Raw genomic sequence first — 21015 nt, 5'->3', positions numbered from 1 at the left:
GTCCGGCGCCCCGGCAGCTCATTCCTAGTGCGGTCTTAGGAGCGTCTTAACCCACGACCCGGCAGGCTGATCGCATGAGCTCCCCGCGCACGCGAACAGCACTGGTCGCGCTCGCGTGGACGGCGGCCGTGGTCGTCGCGACGCTGGTGGGGATGAGCGCGGTCGGCGCGATCGGCACCGGCATCCTCGGGCGCGGGCAGCAGGCGCTCACGCCGTCTCAGGTGGACCAGGCGCTCGCGGCCGCCCGGGCGGTGCCGGCCTCGGCGCCGGTTGCCCCGCCGTCCCCGACAGACCCGCCGTTCCCGCCGTCCGACTCAGCCGCCGCCGCCGTCGCCGACGTCGTCACGAGTCCGGGTGGCACGATCGTCGCCCGGTGCACGGGCAGCGCCGTCGAGATCGTCTCGGCCAGTCCGGCCCAGGGCTTCCGCCTCGACGACGAGCGCGAGGGATCGCGCATGCGGTTCGAGTCCGAGGACACGACGGTCGCGGTGCAGCTGAGCTGCCAGGGCGGCCGGCCGGTCGGTGCGGTGGAGGTCCAGGGCGATGACGATGACGATGACGACTGAGCCTCGGAATTCAGGTGGCTGGGGGCGGCCCCGCTCCTGCACAGTGACGCCGTGCGTGGGCTGACCGACGAACAGATCGACCGCTTCGTGCACGACGGCCTCGTGCACGTCGAGGGCGCGTTTCCGCGGAAGCTGGCCGATGCGGGCCGGGCCGTGCTGTGGAAGGCCACGGGCTGCGATCCGGAGGACGCCACCACGTGGACACGTCCGGTGATCCGGCTCGACCACTTCACCCAGGAGCCGTTCCGCGCCGCCGCCAACACGCCGCTGCTGCACGCCGCGTTCGACCAGTTGGTGGGCGCCGCGCGCTGGCTTCCGCAGGGGGGCCTCGGCACCTTCCCCGTCCGGTTCCCGCACCCCGACCCGCCCGGCGACGACGGCTGGCACGTGGAGGGGAGCTTCGCCGACCCGGCAGGCGGCTACCGGCTGAACGTCCGGTCGCGCGGGCGCGCGTTGCTGATGCTGTTCCTGTTCTCCGACGTCGGCCCCGACGACGCGCCCACCCGGGTGCGGACCGGTTCGCACCTCGACGCCGCCCGGTTGCTCGCGCCGCACAGCGACGACGGTGCGGAGTTCTTCGCGTTCGCCCGCGAGGTGGTGCCGGCCACCGAGCACCGGCCGGAGGTCGTGGCCACCGGGGCGGCGGGGGACGTCTACCTGTGCCACCCGTTCCTCGTGCACTCCGCGCAGCCCCACCGCGGCACGAGGCCGCGGTTCATGGCCCAGCCGCCCCTCCTGCCGAGGGGCGAGTTCGATCTCGAGCACCCCGTCTCACCGGTGGAACGGGCCGTGCACGACGCGCTGGCGTGACCGTCAGGCCAGCCCCGAGACCCGGAGCGTGATGTTGAGCCGTCCTGCGGCAAGTCCGGTGTCGGGCAGGTCGGACGCGGGCAGCAGCTTCGGCACGCCGTGGTAGGCCAGCCTGCTCTCGTCGCCGAAGACGACCAGGTCGCCGGAGTGCAGCTCCACGTCGGTCCACGGGCGGCCGCGGTTCTCGGTGTTGCCGAAGCGGAACAGGCACGGCGCGCCGATGCTCAACGAGACGACGGGCTCGGGTGACTGCTCGTCGCCGTCGCGGTGCAGCCCCATCCGCGCGCCGTCGTCGTAGTGGTTGATCAGCGCGATGTCGGGCCGGTAGCCGCGGGCGCGGTCGGGATCGCCGTACGCGTCGGCGACGGCGTCGCGGCCGAGGTCGCCGAGCCACCCGGGGAACGGCGTCACGGGCGAGCCGTCCTGGTCGTCGCGGGTGCGGGAGTAGCGGTAGGGGTACCAGTGCCACCCGAGGCAGACGCTGCGCACCGACATCTGCCCGCCGTTCGGCATGACCGCCGCGCGGATGCCCGGCCCCTCGCTCGCCCACTCCCGGCACGCGCGGACCAGCTCGCGCTGCCGGTCCAGGTCGAGCCAGTCGGGCACGTGCACCGCGCCCGGGGCGAGCACCCGACGCTCCCGGGGGATCAGCGCGGCGGACACGACGACTCCCGCTCCTTCCGCGCGCTCGCCGTGGTCGTCACAGACCCCGTGGACCCTGCGAGGACCACACCCGGCGAGCGGAACACGCCCTCCAGTGTGCCCACTGTCAACGCGCGTTGTGGAAGATGATGCCCAGCACGTGCCGGTTCCCGCTGTGCACGGCGCTCACGCCGTGGCGCATCTGCACCCGGTGGTGGCCGCGCGAGCCGAGCTTCGGCCGGTTGCGCACCGGGAAGATCACCGCCTCGCCCTGCCGGGGCCGCAGCACCACCGGGCGGGACTGCTGGCGGGGGCGCTGCTCGACGAACACGCTCTCGCCGCCGGTGAAGTCCTCGTCGGGACGGCTCAGCATCACCAGGAACTGCAGCGGGAACGTCAGGTCGCCGTAGACGTCCTGGTGCAGGCAGTTGTAGCCGCCCGGGCCGTAGCGCAGCACCAGCGGGGTGGGCCGGTGCTGACCCAGCGCCGCACACTCGGCCAGCAGATCGTCGAGCGTGGTGGGGAACGTGCGCTCGCCGAGCAGCCCGGCCCACCGGTTGGCGACGGTGGCCAGCGGCGGGTAGAGCTGCTCGCGCAGCGTCTGGACCAGTGGCGGGAGCGGGTCGGCGAAGTAGCGGTAGCTGCCCTCGCCGAACGCGTGCCGGGCCATCACGACCGTGCTGCGGAACCGCTCGTCCTCGTCGAACATCGCAACCACCTCGGCGCACTGCCCGGGTGAGAGCAGCGGCGGGGTGGTGGCGACGCCGTCGACGTCGAGGCGCTCCTGCAGCGCCGCCCAGTCCAGGCCGTCCAGCCGGTCCCGGGTGCCTTCCGGTGCTGCGGTGCTCATGGTTCCACTGTCACCGGTCCGCGGACCCCGTGCTGGCGGGAAACGGCCACGGGGATCAGGATGACCGCTCATGCGCACCGGACCGCACAACGCACTGACCGACGTGCCGGGCCTCCGGGTCGGACACGCATCCGCACCCGGGGCGGGAGCGCGCAGCGGCGTCACTGTCGTGGTCGCCCCGCCGGACGGGGCCGTCGGCGGAGTGGACGTCCGCGGCGCCCCACAGGGCACCCGCGAGACCGATCTGCTCGACCCGGTCCGGACCGTGCAGCGGGTGCACGCCGTCGTGCTCACCGGTGGCGGCGCGTACGGGCTGGCCGCGGTGGACGGCGTGATGCAGCGGCTGGAGGAGGCGGCGGCGGGGTTCGCGGTGCCCGGCGGTGTGGTGCCGATCGTGCCGGCCGCCACCGTGCCCGACCTGGGCCGCGGTGGTGGTCCCGGGTCCCGGCCGGACGGCCCCACCGGCGCCGCCGCGTTCGACGCCGCCGCCGACGGGGCGGTCGCCCAGGGATCCGTCGGAGCGGGGACGGGCGCGGTCGCCGGCGGCCTGCCGGGCGGTGTGGGCACCGCGAGCGCGATACTCGACGACGGGTCCGTGGTGGCCGCGCTCGTCGTCGTCGACTCCGTCGGGTCGGCCGTCGACCCGGTGTCGCGGACGCTCCACGGCGCGCGGGCCGGGCTGCCGGGCGAGTTCGCGGACCCCGTCGTCGATCAGCCCGAGCCACCACCACCGGCGGCGGGTCCGGCGACGACGCTCGCGGTGGTGGCCACCGACGTCACCCTCGACAAGGCGGGCTGCGCGCGGCTCGCCACGATGGGCCACGACGGGCTCACCCGCGCGCTGGCACCGTCGGAGACCGCCTCCGACGATGCCGTGGTCTTCGGGCTCTCCGTCGCCACCCGGCCGGCCCCCGCGCCACTCGCGTTCGGCACGCTGCACGCCGCCGCGGCCGACGTGGTCTCCCGTGCGGTCGCCCACGCGCTGCTCGCCGCGCACACCGTCCCGGCGGTCGGCGGCGCCGTGTCAGATTGAGACGATGAGCCGACGCGAGCGGCCTAGCGTCGGTGAGCGCCGTCCGTCACAGCCGTGGCGGCGCTCCGTCGCGAGGAGAAGCCGATGAAGGCGCTCGTCTACCACGGTCCGGGTCAGAAGTCCTGGGACACCGTCGCCGATCCGAAGCCGGTGGACCCGACCGACGTCGTCGTGCAGATCGACACGACGACGATCTGCGGGACGGACCTGCACATCCTCAAGGGTGACGTGCCCACCGTGGAACAGGGCCGCATCCTCGGCCACGAGGCGGTCGGCACGATCGTGGCCGTCGGCACGGCGGTGACCGGCCTCAAGGTCGACGACCGGGTGATCGTCCCCGCCATCACGTCCTGCGGGCGCTGCGCCTACTGCAAGCGCGGGACACCGAGCCACTGCCAGGCCACCGGCGGCATCGGGTGGATCTTCGGCCACCTGATCGACGGCACGCAGGCCGAGTACGCGCGGGTGCCCTTCGCCGAGACGAGCGTGCACAAGGTGCCCGACGGCGTGACCGACGAGCAGGTGCTGTTCCTCACCGACATCCTGCCCACCGGCTACGAGGTGGGCGTCCGCAACGGCCGGGTGAAGCCGGGAGACGTGGTGGTGGTCGTCGGAGCGGGGCCGGTCGGCCTGGCCGCGATCCAGACCGCGCAGCTCGCGGGCGCCGCCACGGTGGTCGCCGTGGACGTCGCCGACTCCCGGCTGGAGCACGCCACCCGGTTCGGTGCCGACCACGTCCTCAACTCACGCGGTGCCGACGTCGAGGCGCTGATCGGCTCCCTCACCGACGACGGGCTCGGCGCCGACGTCGCGATCGAGGCCGTCGGCATCCCGGAGACCTTCGACCTCTGCACCCGCGTGGTGCGGCCCGGCGGAGTGGTCGCCAACGTGGGTGTGCACGGCGCACCCACGACGCTGCACCTCGAGGATCTGTGGATCAAGAACATCACGATCACGACCGGGCTGGTCGACGGCACCACCGTGCCGATGCTCATGAAGCTCGTGCAGTCCGGGAAGATCGCCGGCGAGCTGTTCGGCACCCACGAGTTCGCGCTGGGCGACATGCTGTCGGCCTACGACACCTTCGCGGACGCGGGCGCGAACAACGCGCTCAAGGTGGTGATCAGGAGGTAGCCGCCGCAGACCCGACGGGCCTCAGCGGATCTGCACCTCGTCGCCGACCTGCAGGGTGTCGAACCACGCCACCGCATCGTCGTGCGACAGGTGCACGCAGCCGGCCGACTGCTTCGTCAAGCTGCCCTCGTGGAACGCGATCCCGCCGGGGGCGAAGAACACGGAGTACGGCATCGGTGCGTTGTTGTACTCCGCGCTGCGGTGGTCCTGGTCCTTGCGCTGCACCGTGAACGTGCCGGGAGGGGTCTCCTGTCCCGGGGCGCCGTGGGTGATCTGCACCGGCCCGCGCACGACGTGGCCGTCCTGGATGAGCCATGCCTGGTTGTGGGCCAGGTCGACGCACGCCTCGGCCGTGACGGTGCATGGCGTGCCGTCCACCAGCTCCGCCGCGTCGCCGGTCGGGGTGGCCCCCTCGGTGGCTGCGGGAGAGCCGGGGGTGGCGGCCGTGGCGAGGCCGGCCATGGGCGAGGACGCGAGTCCGAGCACCCCCACGCCCACCGCTCCGGTCAGTACCGCGACCCGGCCGACGCCCGTCCACGGGCGAACCTTCTGCCTGCTGTGTCTACCCATGTACGACGACGCCTGCCTCTCCCCGATATCACCCGCTCAACTGCGGATCTCGGGACGAGGTGACGGCCGATAAACGTGATCAACATGACAGTGCGCGGTGGGCAACCGCGGCGGGCTCAGCCCCCGGCGAACGGGGGCAGGACGTCGAACGTGGCGCCGTCGGACAGCGGCGTGGACCGGTCACGCACAGCGAACTCGTCGAGCAGGAAACTGCAGCGTTCGAGCACCCGGGCGAGCTCCGCCCCGTGCCGGTCCCGGAGGGCGGTGACCACGTCGTCGACGGTGGGCGTGCCCGGCAGCTCCAGCGGTTCGGTCTCCGTGCCGGCGGCCGCGCGGGCCGCGGCGAAGTAGCGGACGGTGACGCGCGTGGTCGTCGTCGTGGTGGTGGCGTACACCCCGGCCATCCTCCTCACCCGCCGATCGCACTCATGGGGCGGTCCGGCTGCAGGAAGCCGGGGTCGTCGATGCCGTGTCCGGCGAGCTTGCCCCACATGGCCTGGCGCCAGACGTCGGCGATCTCGGCGTCCGTGGAGCCGCTGCGGAGCATCGCCCGCAGGTCGGTCTCGGTGCGCGCGAACAGGCACGACCGGATCTGGCCGTCGGCAGTGAGGCGGGTGCGGTCGCACGCTCCGCAGAAGGGACGCGTGACGGAGGCGATGACGCCGACCACGGCCGGTCCGCCGTCCACCAGCCAGCGCTCGGCGGGCGCACCGCCGCGCTCGGTGGGGTCGGGGGTGAGCTCGAAGCCCTCGCGGAGGCGCTCCATGATCTCGCCGGCCGTGACCATCTCCGTGCGCGTCCAGCCGTGCTGGGCGTCGAGCGGCATCTGCTCGATGAACCGCAGCTCGTAGCCGTGATCGACGGCGAACCGCAGGAGCGGGACCGCCTCGTCGTCGTTCATGCCGCGCAGCAGCACCGTGTTGATCTTGACGGGGCCGAGGCCGGCCGCGCGGGCGGCGGCGAGGCCGTCGAGGACGTCGGAGAGCCGGTCGCGCCGCGTGATCGTGGCGAACCGCTCCTGCTGCAGCGTGTCCATCGAGACGTTCAACCGGTTGACGCCGGCCGCAGCCAGCGACTCCGCCCGGCGCGCCAGGCCGATGCCGTTGGTGGTGAGCGAGATGTCCGGGCGCGGTTCCAGCGCCGCCGATGCCGCGATGAGGCCCTCGAGCCCCCGGCGCAGCAGCGGCTCGCCGCCGGTGAACCGCAGCTCCTCGACGCCGAGGTCGCGCACCGCGATGGTGATCAGCCGCATCAGCTCGTCGTCGGTGAGCTGTTCCTCGCGCGGCATCCAGTCCAGGCCCTCTGCGGGCATGCAGTAGGAGCAGCGGAGGTTGCAGCGGTCGGTCAGCGAGATCCGCAGGTCGGTGGCGACCCTGCCGAACGTGTCGACGAGGCGCGGGTCGGCAGGGCGGGCCGGGTCTCGGGAGACGGGCCGCCGCACTGCGGGGAGGCCTAGCTCGGATGCCGTCACACCGCAAGCGTAACCGTCCCAGACGGGCGGAAACGGGGCCGTGATCTGGGCTTTTGCGGGAATCCGCAGTTGCGGAACGGATCAGCGATCAGCGCCGTACCTGCTGGTGCCGCAGGCCTGGTCACTGCCTGAAAGGTGAGCCTCGTCCGGTGCTCCCGCCGGGGTCAGTCGTGCCGTCCGAGCTCCTGGCGGGCGACGGTGCGCATGTGCACCTCGTCGGGGCCGTCGGCGAGCCGTAGTGCCCGTGCCCACGTGTAGAAGTAGGCGAGCGGGAGATCGTCGCTCATCCCGGCCCCGCCGTGGATCTGGATCGCGCGGTCGATCACGCCGCACGCGATCTGCGGGCACACCACCTTGATCGCGGCGATCTCGGTGGCCGCGCCCTTGGAGCCGTACCTGTCGATCAGCCAGGCGGTCTTGAGCACGAGCAGTCGGGCCTGCTCCACCTCGATCCGTGACCGTGCGATCTGCTCACGCACGACGCCCTGGTCGGCCAGCGGCCGCCCGAAGGCGACACGGGAGCGGGCGCGGCGCACCATGAGGTCGATGGCGCGCTCGGCCATCCCGATCAGGCGCATGCAGTGGTGGATCCGGCCCGGTCCCAGCCGTGCCTGGGCGATCGCGAAGCCGCCGCCCTCCTCCCCGAGCAGGTTCGTGACAGGCACCCGCACGTCGCGGAGCAGTAGTTCGGAGTGGCCGTGCTGGTCCTGGTAGCCGAACGTCGGCAGGTGCCGGACGATCTCCAGGCCCGGGGTGTCGCGGGGCACCAGCACCATCGACTGCTGCCGGTGGGCGGCGGCGTCCGGGTCGGTCTTGCCCATCACGATGAAGATCCGGCAGCGCTCGTCGGCGGACCCGGAGATCCACCACTTCCGGCCGGAGATCACGTACTCGTCGCCGTCGCGCCGGATGCTGGTCTGCACGTTCCTCGCGTCCGAGGAGGCGACGTCGGGCTCGGTCATCGCGAACGCCGAGCGGATCTCGCCCTCCAGCAGCGGAGCGAGCCACTGCTCCTGCTGCTCCGGCGTGCCGAACAGGTGCAGGGTCTCCATGTTGCCGGTGTCGGGGGCCTGGCAGTTGATCGCCTCGGGCGCGATCACCGGTGACCAGCCGGAGACCTCGGCCACCGCGGCGTAGTCGACGTTGGACAGGCCGGAGACGCTCGGCAGGAAGAGGTTCCACAGCCCGCGGGCGCGGGCCTCAGCCTTCAGCTCCTCGACCACGGGCGGCAGGTCCCACTCCTGCGGGGTGCCACGGCGCTCGGCGCGGAACGCCTCGTACCCCGCCTCGGCCGGCAGCACCTTCTCGTCGAGGAACGCGCGCATGCGCTTCGTGAGGTCGGCAGCGACGGCGCTGGGTTCGAAGTCCACGGCCTGGAGCCAACCACAGCATCACCCCGCGGTGGGCAATGTCGCATTCGCGGCTCTAGGATCGGCCGCGTGCCGCAGTTCAGGATCTCCGACGCTGCCCGTCTGCTGGGGGTCAGTGACGACACGGTTCGTCGCTGGGTCGATGCAGGGACCCTCCCCGTCCAGCCGGACGCGTCCAACCGCAAGGTGATCGACGGGGCGGCGCTCGCCGCGTTCGCCCGCGACAACGCGCACACCCCGCCCGACCCGTCGGGTGTGCAGAGCTCGGCGCGCAACCGGTTCGTCGGGCTGGTGACGGCGGTGGTCACGGACCGGGTGATGGCCCAGGTGGAGATGCAGTGCGGGCCGCACCGGGTGGTGTCCCTGATGTCCACGGAGGCGGTGCGGGAGCTGGGCCTCGAGCCGGGGGCACTGGCCGTGGCCGTGATCAAGTCGACGACCGTCGTCATCGAGACTCCCGGAGGGAGCTCATGAGAACGCGGCTGCCGGTCGCCGCGGCGGCAGCGGGACTGGTGCTGCTGGCTGGGTGCGGAGGCACGCCGAGCGGTACGGCCGCCGGGGCGCCCGGTACCCCGGAGCAGCGCACCCTCACCGTCTTCGCCGCGGCGTCGCTGACCGAGTCGTTCGGCGAGATCGAGAAGCAGTTCGAGACCGACAACCCCGGGGTGGACGTCGTACCGAGCTACGGCGGCTCGTCCGACCTGGCGCAGCAGATCGTCAACGGGGCGCCTGCCGACGTGTTCGCCTCGGCGAGTGACGCCACGATGAAGACGGTCACCGACGCCGGGCTCGCCGACGGAGCGCCCGCGGTCTTCGCCACCAACGTGCTGGCGATCGCCACCGCGGCGGGGAACCCGAAGGGCATCACGTCCTTCGCCGACCTCGCGAAGCCCGACCTCAAGGTCGTTGTCTGCGCCCCGCAGGTGCCCTGTGGCGCCGCCGCCCGGAAGGTGGAGACCGCGACCGGCGTGGACATCAAGCCGGTCAGTGAGGAGACCGACGTCAAGAACGTCCTCGGCAAGGTCACCACCGGCAACGCCGACGCCGGCCTCGTCTACGTCACCGACGTCGCGTCCGCCGGGTCCGCAGTCGAGGGGGTGACCTTCCCGGAGGCCGCGCAGGCCGCCACCGACTACCCGGTCGCCGTGATCAGGAACGCGCCGCAGGCCGAGCTCGCCCGGTCGTTCGTGAGCGCGGTGACCGGTGAGCAGGGCCAGAAGGTGCTGCAGGCGGCAGGCTTCGGGACGCCGTGAGCACAGCGCCCGACGAAGCGCCGGCCCGGCGTCGCTCCGACGACCACGAGACCGGCGTCGGGGTGCCCCGCCTGCTGTGGGTGCCTGCCGGGCTGGCCTTCGCGCTCATCGCGCTGCCCGTGCTCGGGCTCGCGCTGAAGGCCGACTGGCCGAAGCTGCCGGAGCAGCTGGTCAGTGCCGCGGCTCTCGACGCGCTGCGGCTCTCGCTGCTCACGGCGTCGATCTCGACGGTGCTGTGCATCGTGTTCGGTGGCCCGCTCGCGGTGGTGCTGGCCCGTGGCAGGCTGCGCGGCCTGCGGCTGCTGCGCTCGGTGGTGCTGCTGCCGCTGGTGCTGCCCCCCGTCGTGGGCGGCCTGGCGCTGCTGTACCTCCTCGGGCGCACCGGGCTCGTGGGGCGCGGGCTGGACGTGGCGTTCGGCGTGACGATCCCGTTCACCACGGCCGCGGTGGTGCTGGCACAGACGTTCGTCGCGCTGCCGTTCCTCGTGGTCAGCCTGGAGGGGGCGCTGCGCACCGCCGGGCGGCGGTACGAGGCGGTGGCGGCGACCCTCGGTGCGTCGCCCGCGCTGGCCTTCCGCCGGGTGACGGTGCCGCTGGTGCTGCCCGGCCTCGCCTCGGGCGCGGTTCTGGCGTTCGCCCGGTGCCTGGGTGAGTTCGGGGCGACGGTCGCGTTCGCCGGCAGCCTCCAGGGCACCACGCAGACGCTGCCGCTGCTGGTCTACCAGCTGCGGGAGACCGACGTCGAAGCTGCGGTGGCGCTCTCGCTGCTGCTGGTCGTGGTGGCCGTCGCGGTGATCGCCGTGGCGGCCCCGCGGACCACTGCCGACGGCCGGCTGTGAGCGGGCGCCGGTGACCGGGCTCGACGCGCGGGTGGTGGTGCGGCGCCCCGCGTTCACCCTCGACGTGACGCTCGCGGCCGACCCGGGTGAGGTACTGGCCGTGCTCGGGCCGAACGGCTCGGGCAAGTCGACGCTGCTCGGCGTGCTCGCCGGGCTCCTGCGCCCGGACGAGGGCCACGTCCGGGTCGGCGACGAACTGGTCACCGACGCCGCCGCGCACGTCCTCGTGCCGCCCCACCGGCGCGGGGTGGGGCTGCTGGCGCAGCAGGCACTGCTCTTCCCGCATCTCTCGGCCGTCGGGAACGTCGCCTTCGGTCCGCGGGCCCACGGCGTGCCGCGCCGGGAGGCGGAGCAGCGGGCCCGCGAGCTGCTCGCCGCCGTCGGAGTGGCGGAGCTGGCCGACCGGCGACCGGCGAGGATGTCCGGCGGCCAGCAACAGCGGGTCGCGCTGGCCCGCGCGCTGGCCCCCGACCCCCACCTGCTGCTGCTGGACGAACCACTGGCAGCGCTCGACGTCGACGCGACCCCGGCGATGCGCTCGCTGCTGCGTCAGATGCTGCGCGGGGAGCGCTTCGACCGGCCGAAGCAGACCGCCGTCCTGGTCACCCACTCCGCGCTCGACGCGCTCGTGCTGGCCGATCGGGTCGTGGTCCTGACCGGCGGCCGGGTCGTGGAGCAGGGCCCCGCCCGCGAGGTGCTCGCCCGTCCGCGCAGCCCGTTCACCGCGCGGATCGCCGGGCTGGACCTCGTACCGGGCACGGCGTGCCCCGAGGGGTTGCGGACGGCTGACGGGGTGGTCGTCACGGGCCGCTCCGGCGACGGCGCAGCCCTGCCCACACCCGGCGAGCCCGTGGTCGCCGTGTTCCCGCCATCGGCCGTGGCCGTCTTCGCGGAGCGGCCCCACGGCAGCCCGCGCAACGTGGTGCCGGTGCGGCTGGCGGCGATCGAGCCGCGCGGGGAGATGGTGCGCCTGCGCGCCGCGGCCCTGCCCGGTGGCCCGCACTGGGTGGACGGGCTCGCCGCCGACGTGACCCCTGCGGCGGTGGCGGATCTCGCCGTCGAGCCGGGTGCCGAGCTGTGGTTCGCGGTCAAGGCCGCCGAGGTCGCGATCCACGCCGCCGACTGATCTCCGGATGCGGTGAACCGGCTCGCCCCGTGATCCGTAACTTGTTATAGTTGTTTGCAAACAAGTTGCGGGGAGGGGTCATCATGACCGAACAGCTCGGAAGCATCCGCCGGCGCGCGGTGGTCACACTCGTGCCGCCCGTCGTGGCCGGCGCGGTGACGGCGGGGACGTACGCCGTGCTCGCCCACCGGCTGCCCGACCAGGCGTACGGGACGGGCGGGTTCGGCGACTCGATGTCCTGGACCAGGATGGTCGGGCTGGGGATCGGCTGGTCGGTGGTCGCTCTGATCTGGGGCGCAGGCTGGCTGTACGCGCGTCGCCGGATTCCGACGGCGCAACGCTGGATCGGCGCGAGCACCTGGGTCGGGTCGGTCCTGATCGCGGGCTACGAGATCCAGCTCGTCCTGCGTCACCTGGATCTCGCCGGCCCACCCGTCCGGCCCGATCTCTGGTGGACGTCCGCGCCGGTCGTCCTGCCCGTGCTGGCCGTCGTCGCGCTCGCCGCGTGGTGGGCGATGGGACCTGACCCGGAGCAGCCCGACGCGATGGAAGGTCCCGGGTCGACGGCACCGCGTCTGCGTCTCGCGGCCGGCGAGCGCGCCCTGTGGACCCGCTCGGTGTTCTCCCGTCGCAAGCTCGCCTGGGCGCTCTTCTGGGCCGTGCTGGCGGCCTGGTTCGCCGCCACCGGGAACGGCTACCTGGCCGTCACGTTCAGCGCGTTCACGGCGGTCGCGTCGGCCGCGCAGTCGTGGGCGCGGGTCCGCATCGACGAGCAGGGGGTCCAGGTCGTCCAGCCGCTGCTGCGGCAGACGCTCGCCGGTGTTGAGCTCCGGCACGTCGTCGAGGCGACAGCAGGCGCGTTCGACCCTTCCACTCTGCCGCGGGCGACCTACGGCGTGTTCCACACGCCCGCGCAGTCCGGCTACCGCGCGACCGCCGGTGGGGACGCGCTGCGGCTGAGGACGTCCAACGGGCATCGGTTCGTCATCACCGTCCCCGGTGCGGCCACGGCCGCGGCGCTGGTGAACACCCAGCTGGACCGGCGGCGCGCCACGGCGGGCGACGACCGTTGCTGATCCGCATCGATGCGACGTCCGCCGTGCCGCTGGGCGACCAGGTGGCCGCCTCGGTGCGGCGGGCGATCGCGGAGGGTCAGGTGGCGGCGGGGGAGAAGCTGCCACCGGCCCGGGAGGTCGCCGAGTCGCTGGGAATCAACCTGCACACGGTGCTCCGTGGCTACCAGCGGCTCCGTGACGAGGGCCTGGTGGACCTGCGCCGGGGCCGCGGCGCGGTGCTCACCGACGCGGCCACCCGCGGTCAGGCCGCCGTCTCGGAACGGGTCGCGGAGCTGGTGGCGCTGGCGCGCAGCATGGGCCTCGGTGAGCAGGACGTCCTGGGCCTGGTCAGCGCAGCGTTCCAGCCCGGTCAGTGAGCGCGGTGGGGCTCGCACGTCTCCCTGCGTGCGCCCCAACTGTCACATCTGCCCCAATCGTGTCTCTGTCATCATGCGTTTCAGGCCCGTACCGTCGCTCCACGTGACACGCCTCCCCTGGTGGATCGCCGTCGTGGTGGCCGCCGTCCAGCCCCTCGCCGCCGTTGCGATCCCGGGCAGCGCGGCCGCCCATCCCGTGCCGGCCCGGGCGATCGACTACGTGGTGCACACCCGCAGCAGTGCCGATGCGGGGGCGGCCGCCAAGGAGCTCGCCGTCCGGCCTACCATCACCTTCGATCGTGCGTTCGCCGGTTTCGCCGCCCGCCTCGACCCGGTGCAGGTCGACCGGTTGCGCCGGCTGCCCGGAGTGATCGGCATCGAGGAGGACCGGCGGGTGAGCGCGCTCGAGCCGCGGGCCATCCCCTACCGGGACCTGACCGAAGGCAGCCAGGCCGACCCGCCGAACTGGGGGCTCGACCGCATCGACCAGCGATCCCTCCCGCTCGACGGCCGATACACCACGCGGGCCACGGGCGCGGGAGTGACCATCTACGTGCTCGACACCGGCATCGACACCACCCACCCCGAGTTCGGCGGCCGGGCGACCGACGGGGTGAACACGGTCGACAACGTGGGCGGTGACTGCGACGGGCACGGCACCGTGGTCGCCGGGATCGCCGGTTCCCGGGACCACGGGGTGGCCAAGCAGGCGTTCCTGCGCTCGGTCAAGGTGCTCGACTGCGGCGGCGCGGGCACCCTGTCGTCGCTGCTCGCCGGGATCGACTACGTGGCCAGGGACCAGCGGGGCCCGTCCGTCGCGGTGATGTCGTGGAGCTACCCCCGGTCGGACGTGCTGACGGCGGCGGTGACGGAGCTGGTGAACAGGGGTGTCTTCGTGACCTCGTCCGCGGGCAACACCGGCGGGAACGACTGCGAGGCCTCGCCCCGCGCGTCGAGCGGCGTGCTGGTGGTGGCGAACTCGACGATCGACGACCGCCGGGGCCCGGGCTCGTCCACCGGAGGCTGCGTGGACCTCTACGCGCCGGGCACGCGCATCGTCTCGACCTTCCCCGGCGGCGGCAGCGCGTCGTACACGGGCACCTCGATGGCCGCGCCACACGCCGCCGGGGTGGCGGCCCTGCTCAAGCAGACCTACGGCGACGCCCCCAGCCGCACCGTGGAGCAGTGGATCGTCGCCAACGCGACGCCGGGCGTCATCGCCGGCGGTGGCGCCGACGGCACCCCGAACCTGCTGCTCTGCACGGCCGGTCTCTAGTGCGGCGGCACTGGAGACCCGCCGTCGTGGCTGCTCAGTATCAGTACTTGCTCATGACGTGCTTGATCCGCGTGTAGTCCTCCAGCGAGTAGCCCGAGAGGTCCTTGCCGTATCCGGACTCCTTGAACCCCCCGTGCGGCATCTCCGCGACCAGCGGGATGTGGCAGTTGACCCAGACGCAACCGAAGTCCAGGGCGCGCGAGAGCCGGATCGTCCGGGAGTGGTCGCTCGTCCAGACACTCGACGCGAGCCCGTAGGGCGTGCCGTTGGCGTACGCCACGGCCTCGTCCTCGTCGGTGAACGTCTGCACGGTGATCACCGGGCCGAAGACCTCGGTCTGCACGATCTCGTCGTCCTGCACCACGCCGCTCACCACGGTCGGCGGGTAGAACCAGCCCGGGCCCTCGGCCGGGGTGCCGCCCGTGAGCACCCGCGCGTGCGACGGCAGCCGCTCGAGCAGTCCCGACACCTTCGAGAGCTGGTCGGGGTTGTTCAGCGGCGGGATGAAGAGGTCCTCGGCACCGGGCTGCTCGTCCCGCGAGAACAGGACAGCGCCTGCCTCGGCGGCCAGTGCCTCGGCCAGCGCGTCGGCCACGTCGGCGTGGGCGATGACGCGGGTGGCGGCCGTGCAGTCCTGGCCGGCGTTGAAGAACCCGGCGACGGCGATGTCGGCGGCGGCCGCGGCCACGTCGGCGTCGTCGAACACGATGACCGGCGCGTTGCCGCCCAGCTCGAGGTGCACGCGGGTGACGCGGGACGCTGCGGCGCCCGCGACGGACTTCCCGGCCGGGATGCTGCCGGTGATGGCGAGCATCGCCGGGATCGGGTTCTCGCTCATCGCGACGCCGGTGGACCGGTCGCCGCACACGACGTTGAGCACGCCGGGCGGCAGCACCTCGGCGAAGAGCTCACCGAGGCGCACAGTGCCGGCCGGCGTGGTGTCCGACGGCTTGAGCACCATGGTGTTGCCCGCTGCGAGTGCCGGGCCGATCTTCCAGATCGCCATCATCAGCGGGTAGTTCCACGGCGTGATGGAGCCGACCACGCCGAGGGGCTCGCGCCGGATCGACGAGGAGTGGCCCGCCATGTACTCGCCGGTGGCGCGGCCCTCGAGGTGACGCGCGGCCCCGGCGAAGAACCGGAGCTGGTCGGCCATGGGGCCGATCTCCTCCGACAGCGTCAGCCCGGTGGGCTTGCCCGTGTCGCGCGCCTCGATCTCGACGAGCTCGTCGCCGTGGGCCTCGAGCGCGTCGGCCATCTTGAGCAGGGCACTCATCCGGTCGCCCGGCGTGGTGTCACGCCAGCCCTCGTCGAACGCGCGCCGCGCGCTCCGGTAGGCCGCGTCGACGTCGGCGGCCCCGGAGAGCGGGGAGGTGGCGTACACCTCGCCCGTCTTGGGGTCGGAGATGTCGAGGGTGCGACCGTCGGCCGCGGGCACCGGCTTGCCGTCGACGATGTTGTGGAACGTCTGCATGACGGGGCCTCTCACTTCAGGGGTAGCTGCCGTTACTTCGTCACTGCGCCGGCGGAGTCACCGGACAGTCGGTTGGCCAGGTAGACCGGGAGTACCGAGATCACGACGAGGACCGCGGCCGCGACGTTGACCACGGGCGACTGGTTGGGGCGGAACAGGTTCTGGAAGATCCACAGCGGCAGGGTCTGGAGGCCCGGGCCCGCGGTGAACGTGGTGACGATGATCTCGTCGAAGGACAGCGCGAACGCCAGCAGCCCACCGGCCAGCAGAGCGCCGCGCAGCGCCGGGAACGTGACGAGCCGCCAGGTGGTCCACGGGGTGGCGCCGAGGTCCATCGAGGCCTCCTCCACCGTGCCCGACATCCGGCGCAGCCGCGCGGACACATTGTTCACCACGATCACGATGCAGAACGTGGCGTGACCTACCACGAGGGTGAGGAACGTGAGCCCGCCCAGCGCCTGGGTGAACAGCGTGTTGAGCGCGATGCCCGTGACGATGCCGGGCATGGCGATCGGCAGCAGGATGAGCAGCGACACCCCCTCGCGGCCGAAGAACTCGTAGCGCGTGAGCGCCATCGAGGCGAGGGTGCCGAGGACGACGGCGATGGCGGTGGCCAGCAGCGCCACCTCCACCGACGTGACCAGGGCGGCCCGCACGCCGTCGTTGGTGGCGGCGACCTGCCACCAGCGCAGCGTGAGGCCGGGCGGGGGCCACGCGAACGTGGCGCTCGTGGAGAACGAGTTGAGCAGCACCAGCAGCAGCGGCGCGTAGATGAAGGTCAGTACGGCGATGGCGGCGGTGCGCAGCAGCCAGCGGGCCGTGGTGGAGAGGATCACGGGTGCTGCACTCCTAGAGCCGGGACAGGGCGCCGGTGCGCCGGATCGTCAGCAGGTAGGCCGCCATCACCAGCAGCGGCAGCACGGCCACGGCCGCGGCGAACGGCAGGTCGACCGAGAACGTGGAGTAGACCAGGTTGCCCAGCATCTGGTGGGTGCCTCCGACCAGCTGCACGGTGATGTAGTCGCCGAGCGACAGGGAGAACGTGAACACCGAGCCTGCGGCGATGGCCGGGGCGAGCATGGGCAGCACCACCGTGCGGAACGACGTCCACGGGCGGGCGCCGAGATCGGCGGTGGCCTCCAGGAACGAACCGCGCATCGAGCTGATCCCCGCGTACACCGGCAGCACCATGTACGGCAGCCAGAGGTAGGTGAGTGTCAGCACGACGGCCGTCCAGCCGTAGCCCGGGCTCGCGGCGCCGAGCAGACCGCCTTCCGGCACCAGCAGCACGCGCCATGCGTAGACCTTGACCAGGTAGGACGCCCACAGTGGGGTGAGCACGAGCGCCAGCAGCACCGGCCGCGAACGCGGGCCGGCCACGAGGGCCATGTAGGTCGCCAGCGGCAGCGCGAGCAGAGCGCAGAGCAGCGTGACGCCCACGGCCACGCCCACGGTGCGGCCGGCGGTGAGCAGGTACTCCGGGGTGGTGAGGACGTCGACGACGTTGTCGGTGGAGAAGTCGTAGACGATGCGCCCGGTGAAGCTGTTGGTCCTGAAGAACGCGGTGGCCAGGAGGAGGGCCAGCGGCGCGATGTAGAAGAGGCCGAGCCAGACCAGCGCGGGCGTGAGCAGGCCGGTGAGCCGTAGGCCCGGCCGGCGGTGCAGCACGGCCTGTAGGCGCCGCGTCAGGGTGGGGGACGCGGGGGTGCTCGTCACGCTGGACAGGGTCGTTCCTCCTCGGGTGCGAGGTGCGGCCGGGCGTGCCCGTGATGATGGGGCACGCCCGGCCGCGGTGGTCGATCGCCGGCGCCGGATCAGGGACCCGGCGCCGGGTGGTGCTACGTGTTGATCAGCTGTTCTGGAGCTCGGTCCAGGCCCGGACCCACTCGTCGTAGCCGATGCACTCCACGTCCCGGCGACCGTCGATGCACTGCTCGATCGGGGTCGTCCAGTAGTAGACGTTGTCCCAGAAGCCCGTCTCCTGCGCGTGGTACTGGGTGCAGTGGTCGGGGTTCTTGGTCAGCGCGCAGGACTTCGTGTTGGCCGGGGCCTCACCGAAGTACTCCGCGACCTGTGCGTTCGCCTCGGGGGAGACGATGTGGTTGAGCCACTGGTACGCGCAGTTGATGTGCGGGGTGTCCTTCTTGATCATCCACGTGTCCGACCATCCGGTCGCACCCTCGATGGGCTTGGTGGTGCCCACCGTGGTGGCGTCGGTGTTGGCCAGGTTCGCGGTGAGCTGCCAGCCCTGCGCCTCGGACAACGTGCCGGAGGCGAGGCCCTGGCCCTGCTTGACGACGTCACCCCAGTACTCGGCGACCATCGGCTTCTGCTGGCGCAGCAGCGCGATCGCGGCGTCGAACTGCGTCTGGTCGAGCGCGTACGGGTTGGTGATCCCCAGCTCCGGGCGCTTGGCCATGAGGTAGACCGCGGCGTCGGCGATGTAGATCGCGTCGTTGTACGGGCTGATCTTGCCCGCCGCCGAGGAGCCCGGCTCCCACATGTCCGCCCACGAGGTGGGTGGGGTGGGGTGGGTGGCGAGGTTGTAGAGCAGCAGGTTCGCACCCCGGCCGTGCGGGATGCCGTAGCTCTTCCCGGCGACCGTGTTCCAGGGCTTGTTCTTCAGGTCCGGGAGGATGTCGGCGTAGTTGGGCACGAGGTCGGTGTTGACCGGCTGCACACGGTCGCCGTAGACGAGGCGCAGCGAGGCGTCACCGGACGCCGAGACCACGTCGTACTCGCCGGTGGAGAACAGCTGGACGGCCTCGGCCGAGGTGGCGAACGTCTTGACCGTTACCTGGCAGCCGGTGGCCTGCTCGAACGGGGTGACCCAGTCGACGGCCGGGTCGGTGGACCCGTCCTCGGCGTAGCCCGGCCAGGCCAGCACGGTCAGCGCGCCCTCGCCCTGACCGACGGGACCGGCGTAGGCGGTGGCCTCCGGCGGGGAGTCGTCCAGAACCGGAGCCGTGTCGTCACTGCCGCCGCACGCGGCGAGTGCCAGCCCGATGGCTCCGACCAGCGCAACGGAACGCACCGCTGTCTGACATCTCATATGGATCTCTCTCTCCCGTTCTCTCGCAGCGCGGTCGGGCGACGGCGCGACTCTTGATCCCCCGGCGGGCAGGCGCCCCCCGAGGTGGCTCACATGAGGGGGATCTCGTGTTCGGGCTGCCACGAGAGCCGAACGGTCTGCCCACGGCCGAGCGGCGGCGCACCGTCGCCACTTCCGTTGAGCAGCAGTGCGGAGAGCACTCCGCCCGCCTCGAGGGCGACGACGCAGCGCGTGGTGGCGCCGGTGTAGACGAGCTCCTCGACCACACCGACCGTGCTCGACCAACCCGCGGCTGCTTCCCGGTCGACCGCGGTGACGGTGATCTTCTCCGGCCGGATGCTCCAGCTGCCCTCGCGGCCGAGGACGGTGCCCGCGGTCTCTCCGGCCAGCACGTTCGACGTGCCGACGAACCCGGCGACGAAGGCCGACGCGGGCCGCTCGTAGACCTCCTGGGGGGACCCGGCCTGCTCCACCCGGCCCTCGGAGAACACCACGGTCCGGTCGGCCAGTGTCAGTGCCTCGTCCTGGTCGTGGGTGACGAACACGAAGGTGATGCCCGAGCTCCGCTGGATCTCCTTGAGCTCGATCTGCATCTGCTCGCGCAGCTTGAGGTCGAGCGCGCCGAGCGGCTCGTCGAGCAGGAGCACCGCCGGCCGGTTCACGAGCGCGCGGGCGAGCGCGACGCGCTGCCGCTGGCCGCCCGACAGGGCCGTGGTGCTCCGGTCGGCCAGTCCTTCCAGGCGCACCGTGGCCAGCGCGGCGAGTGCGCGCTCCCGGCGCTCGGTGCGCGGGACCTTCGCGATCCTCAGCGGGTACTCGACGTTGCGCAGCACCGACAGGTGCGGGAACAGCGCGTAGTCCTGGAACACGGTGTGCACGTCGCGGTCGAACGGCGGCGCGGTGGTGACGTCACGGTCGCGGAGCAGCACGGTGCCGGCAGTGGGCTGCTCGAAGCCTGCGATGAGGCGCAGCACCGTGGTCTTCCCCGAGCCGGACGGGCCTAGGAGGGTGACGAACTCGCCCTCGGCGATGTCGAGGTCCAGGTCATGGACGGCGACCACGCCACCGGGGAACTCCTTGCGCACGCCGCGCAGGGAGATCGCCGGAACCTCGCCGGCGTGCTGCGGCGGCGTGACCGGGACGGTTCGAGCAACTGACGGCACGCACCCCTCCGAGTGATATTCGAGGATAACTTATGAGTTTATATGTTTTTAGTCAAATGCCGTGGCAGTCTGACCTCTGGGCGTACAGAGGGGAACGGTCAGGTGCGCAGGGACAGACCCACGCCGACTGCGGGAGGTAAAGCCGGGGTCTTCGCCCCCCTCGAGGTGAGTAAGCGTGCCGACGCGGTCGTGCGACGGCTGTCGGAGGGTATCCGGCTGGGTCTGCTCGTCGCCGACGAGCACCTGCCCAGCGAGAGCGACCTCGCCGAATCCTTCGGTGTCTCCCCGGTGACCATTCGAGAGGCGCTCACCACACTGCGCGAGCAGGGTCTGGTGGTCACCCGACGAGGCCGCAACGGCGGGAGCTTCGTGCGGCACGTCCGGGGCGGGGCGGCCGAGCTCCTCCGTGAGCGGCTGCGCGAGGTGAGCCCGGCGGAGCTGCGTGACCTGGCCGATCACTACGCGGCGATCAGCGGCACCAGCGCCCTGCTCGCCGCCCACCGGGCCGGCGAGCCGGACCTCGCCCTGATCACCGACAGCGTGTCCGAGCTGCAGCGGGCCGCCGACGCCGCTGGACGGCGCCGGGCCGTGTCGCGCTTCCAGGTCGAGCTCGCGGCGGCCGCCCAGTCCCCGCGGCTCATCCGGGCGGTGATCGGCATGCAGGCCGAGGTGGGACCCCTGCTGTGGCTCGCCACCACCGGTGACGCCGACCGCGTCGAGGTCCTGCGGCGCCACCGCGAGATCCACGCCGCCGTGCTGGCCGGCGACGGCACTCGCGCTCGGGCCCAGGCGGTCGCCCACGTCTACGGCGCGCTGGCCAGGGCCGGCGCCCTCCAGCGCACGCTTCTGGCGGGGGACGAGGACGGCGGCCCGCCCGGCGGGGCGCCCGCCGAGGTGCGGGCGTGGTGACGACGCGGGTGGCGCCGGTCGACGGGGTCTCGCGGTTGTGCGGCA

Annotated in this window: 23 protein-coding genes; 12 read left to right on the top strand and 11 right to left on the bottom strand. The window is 72.6% G+C overall.

The genetic code is table 11. The annotated features are described in order from the left end of the window. Positions 1-74: 74 nt before the first annotated feature. A complete protein-coding gene (locus ACQPZA_RS34330; protein WP_433276381.1) occupies positions 75-566 on the top strand; it encodes a hypothetical protein in 492 nt (163 codons plus the stop codon). Between the two features lie 51 nt (positions 567-617). Next, positions 618-1376 carry a phytanoyl-CoA dioxygenase family protein gene (locus ACQPZA_RS34325; protein WP_433276379.1) on the top strand — a complete coding sequence of 253 codons (759 nt, stop codon included), beginning with the start codon at positions 618-620 and terminating at the stop codon, positions 1374-1376. Positions 1377-1379: 3 nt separating this feature from the next. On the opposite strand, the gene ACQPZA_RS34320 is transcribed toward ACQPZA_RS34325, so the two are convergent. Together ACQPZA_RS34320 and ACQPZA_RS34315 are read right to left on the bottom strand one after the other, a co-directional pair. After that, positions 1380-2039, bottom strand: a complete 660-nt coding sequence (locus ACQPZA_RS34320) for an alpha-ketoglutarate-dependent dioxygenase AlkB family protein (RefSeq protein ID WP_433276377.1) — start codon at positions 2037-2039, stop codon at positions 1380-1382. A 106-nt stretch (positions 2040-2145) separates the two neighbouring features. Beyond that, positions 2146-2868, bottom strand: coding sequence for a 2OG-Fe(II) oxygenase (locus ACQPZA_RS34315; protein ID WP_169395477.1), 723 nt, complete (start codon positions 2866-2868; stop codon positions 2146-2148). A 70-nt stretch (positions 2869-2938) separates the two neighbouring features. On the opposite strand from ACQPZA_RS34315, the gene ACQPZA_RS34310 reads away from it, so the two are divergent. Together ACQPZA_RS34310 and ACQPZA_RS34305 are read left to right on the top strand one after the other, a co-directional pair. Continuing rightward, on the top strand, positions 2939-3901 hold the full coding sequence (locus ACQPZA_RS34310) for a P1 family peptidase (protein ID WP_433276376.1): 963 nt from the start codon (positions 2939-2941) through the stop codon (positions 3899-3901). A gap of 84 nt (positions 3902-3985) precedes the next feature. Continuing rightward, positions 3986-5035 (top strand): zinc-binding dehydrogenase, encoded by a 1050-nt coding sequence (locus ACQPZA_RS34305; protein ID WP_169395479.1) that lies wholly within the window; start codon positions 3986-3988, stop codon positions 5033-5035. Positions 5036-5056: 21 nt separating this feature from the next. Here the strand turns inward: ACQPZA_RS34305 and ACQPZA_RS34300 are convergent, their stop codons facing one another. The 4 genes from ACQPZA_RS34300 to ACQPZA_RS34285 all read right to left on the bottom strand — a co-directional run bounded on the left by ACQPZA_RS34300 (position 5057) and on the right by ACQPZA_RS34285 (position 8446). Continuing rightward, the gene (locus tag ACQPZA_RS34300) at positions 5057-5605 is read right to left on the bottom strand and encodes a L,D-transpeptidase (protein WP_169395480.1); all 549 of its coding nucleotides are present in this window, start codon (positions 5603-5605) and stop codon (positions 5057-5059) included. Between the two features lie 116 nt (positions 5606-5721). Next, positions 5722-6009, bottom strand: a complete 288-nt coding sequence (locus ACQPZA_RS34295; protein WP_433276374.1) for a MoaD/ThiS family protein — start codon at positions 6007-6009, stop codon at positions 5722-5724. A 5-nt stretch (positions 6010-6014) separates the two neighbouring features. Next, positions 6015-7076 (bottom strand): GTP 3',8-cyclase MoaA, encoded by a 1062-nt coding sequence (gene moaA, locus ACQPZA_RS34290; protein ID WP_433276372.1) that lies wholly within the window; start codon positions 7074-7076, stop codon positions 6015-6017. A 164-nt stretch (positions 7077-7240) separates the two neighbouring features. Then, entirely contained in the window at positions 7241-8446 is a 1206-nt protein-coding gene (locus ACQPZA_RS34285; RefSeq protein ID WP_433276370.1) for an acyl-CoA dehydrogenase family protein, read from the bottom strand. 69 nt (positions 8447-8515) lie between these two features. Here ACQPZA_RS34285 and ACQPZA_RS34280 point away from each other — a divergent pair, with 69 nt between their 5' ends. The 7 genes from ACQPZA_RS34280 (at position 8516) to ACQPZA_RS34250 (ending at position 14372) form a co-directional block, all read left to right on the top strand. Beyond that, on the top strand, positions 8516-8920 hold the full coding sequence (locus ACQPZA_RS34280; RefSeq protein ID WP_433276368.1) for a TOBE domain-containing protein: 405 nt from the start codon (positions 8516-8518) through the stop codon (positions 8918-8920). Beyond that, the gene (gene modA, locus ACQPZA_RS34275) at positions 8917-9699 is read left to right on the top strand and encodes a molybdate ABC transporter substrate-binding protein (protein WP_433276366.1); all 783 of its coding nucleotides are present in this window, start codon (positions 8917-8919) and stop codon (positions 9697-9699) included. The genes ACQPZA_RS34280 and modA overlap by 4 nt, the downstream gene beginning before the upstream one ends. Positions 9700-9761: 62 nt before the next feature. Continuing rightward, a complete protein-coding gene (locus ACQPZA_RS34270; protein WP_433283105.1) occupies positions 9762-10538 on the top strand; it encodes an ABC transporter permease in 777 nt (258 codons plus the stop codon). A 10-nt stretch (positions 10539-10548) separates the two neighbouring features. Further along, a complete protein-coding gene (locus ACQPZA_RS34265; protein ID WP_433276364.1) occupies positions 10549-11664 on the top strand; it encodes a sulfate/molybdate ABC transporter ATP-binding protein in 1116 nt (371 codons plus the stop codon). 83 nt (positions 11665-11747) lie between these two features. Continuing rightward, positions 11748-12740 carry a hypothetical protein gene (locus tag ACQPZA_RS34260; protein ID WP_433276362.1) on the top strand — a complete coding sequence of 331 codons (993 nt, stop codon included), beginning with the start codon at positions 11748-11750 and terminating at the stop codon, positions 12738-12740. Continuing rightward, positions 12734-13096, top strand: coding sequence for a GntR family transcriptional regulator (locus ACQPZA_RS34255; protein WP_433276360.1), 363 nt, complete (start codon positions 12734-12736; stop codon positions 13094-13096). Before ACQPZA_RS34260 ends, ACQPZA_RS34255 begins: the two co-directional genes overlap by 7 nt. Positions 13097-13199: 103 nt before the next feature. Beyond that, complete coding sequence (locus ACQPZA_RS34250) at positions 13200-14372, top strand: S8 family peptidase (protein ID WP_433276358.1); 1173 nt, start codon at positions 13200-13202, stop codon at positions 14370-14372. 40 nt (positions 14373-14412) lie between these two features. Here the strand turns inward: ACQPZA_RS34250 and ACQPZA_RS34245 are convergent, their stop codons facing one another. The 5 genes from ACQPZA_RS34245 to ACQPZA_RS34225 form a co-directional block, all read right to left on the bottom strand. Continuing rightward, positions 14413-15846 carry an aminobutyraldehyde dehydrogenase gene (locus tag ACQPZA_RS34245; RefSeq protein WP_433276356.1) on the bottom strand — a complete coding sequence of 478 codons (1434 nt, stop codon included), beginning with the start codon at positions 15844-15846 and terminating at the stop codon, positions 14413-14415. 32 nt (positions 15847-15878) lie between these two features. Further along, positions 15879-16682, bottom strand: coding sequence for an ABC transporter permease (locus ACQPZA_RS34240; protein ID WP_169395491.1), 804 nt, complete (start codon positions 16680-16682; stop codon positions 15879-15881). Between the two features lie 13 nt (positions 16683-16695). After that, on the bottom strand, positions 16696-17562 hold the full coding sequence (locus ACQPZA_RS34235) for an ABC transporter permease (protein WP_312859046.1): 867 nt from the start codon (positions 17560-17562) through the stop codon (positions 16696-16698). Positions 17563-17695: 133 nt separating this feature from the next. Then, positions 17696-18880: an extracellular solute-binding protein gene (locus tag ACQPZA_RS34230; protein WP_433276353.1), complete on the bottom strand. Its 1185-nt coding sequence runs from the start codon at positions 18878-18880 to the stop codon at positions 17696-17698. Positions 18881-18987: 107 nt separating this feature from the next. Continuing rightward, complete coding sequence (locus ACQPZA_RS34225) at positions 18988-20061, bottom strand: ABC transporter ATP-binding protein (protein ID WP_169395493.1); 1074 nt, start codon at positions 20059-20061, stop codon at positions 18988-18990. 165 nt (positions 20062-20226) lie between these two features. Between ACQPZA_RS34225 and ACQPZA_RS34220 the strand changes: the two genes are divergently transcribed. Next, a complete protein-coding gene (locus ACQPZA_RS34220; RefSeq protein ID WP_433276351.1) occupies positions 20227-20970 on the top strand; it encodes a FadR/GntR family transcriptional regulator in 744 nt (247 codons plus the stop codon). The last annotated feature ends 45 nt before the right edge of the window (positions 20971-21015 follow it).

Origin of the sequence: Pseudonocardia xinjiangensis (assembly GCF_050948425.1) — a bacterium.
Taxonomy (GTDB): domain Bacteria; phylum Actinomycetota; class Actinomycetes; order Mycobacteriales; family Pseudonocardiaceae; genus Pseudonocardia; species Pseudonocardia xinjiangensis.
Note: the sequence above shows the minus strand (reverse complement) of the source record. Positions and strands in the feature narration are given on the sequence as shown.

Excerpts from the sequence above, each read along its gene's own strand:
- ACQPZA_RS34310 (WP_433276376.1), top strand. The coding sequence starts at position 2,939 with ATGCGCACCGGACCGCACAACGCACTGACCGACGTGCCGGGCCTCCGG.
- ACQPZA_RS34245 (WP_433276356.1), bottom strand. The coding sequence starts at position 15,846 with ATGCAGACGTTCCACAACATCGTCGACGGCAAGCCGGTGCCCGCGGCC.
- ACQPZA_RS34300 (WP_169395480.1), bottom strand. The coding sequence starts at position 5,605 with ATGGGTAGACACAGCAGGCAGAAGGTTCGCCCGTGGACGGGCGTCGGC.
- ACQPZA_RS34295 (WP_433276374.1), bottom strand. The coding sequence starts at position 6,009 with ATGGCCGGGGTGTACGCCACCACCACGACGACGACCACGCGCGTCACC.
- ACQPZA_RS34330 (WP_433276381.1), top strand. The coding sequence starts at position 75 with ATGAGCTCCCCGCGCACGCGAACAGCACTGGTCGCGCTCGCGTGGACG.
- ACQPZA_RS34305 (WP_169395479.1), top strand. The coding sequence starts at position 3,986 with ATGAAGGCGCTCGTCTACCACGGTCCGGGTCAGAAGTCCTGGGACACC.
- ACQPZA_RS34315 (WP_169395477.1), bottom strand. The coding sequence starts at position 2,868 with ATGAGCACCGCAGCACCGGAAGGCACCCGGGACCGGCTGGACGGCCTG.
- ACQPZA_RS34260 (WP_433276362.1), top strand. The coding sequence starts at position 11,748 with ATGACCGAACAGCTCGGAAGCATCCGCCGGCGCGCGGTGGTCACACTC.
- modA (WP_433276366.1), top strand. The coding sequence starts at position 8,917 with ATGAGAACGCGGCTGCCGGTCGCCGCGGCGGCAGCGGGACTGGTGCTG.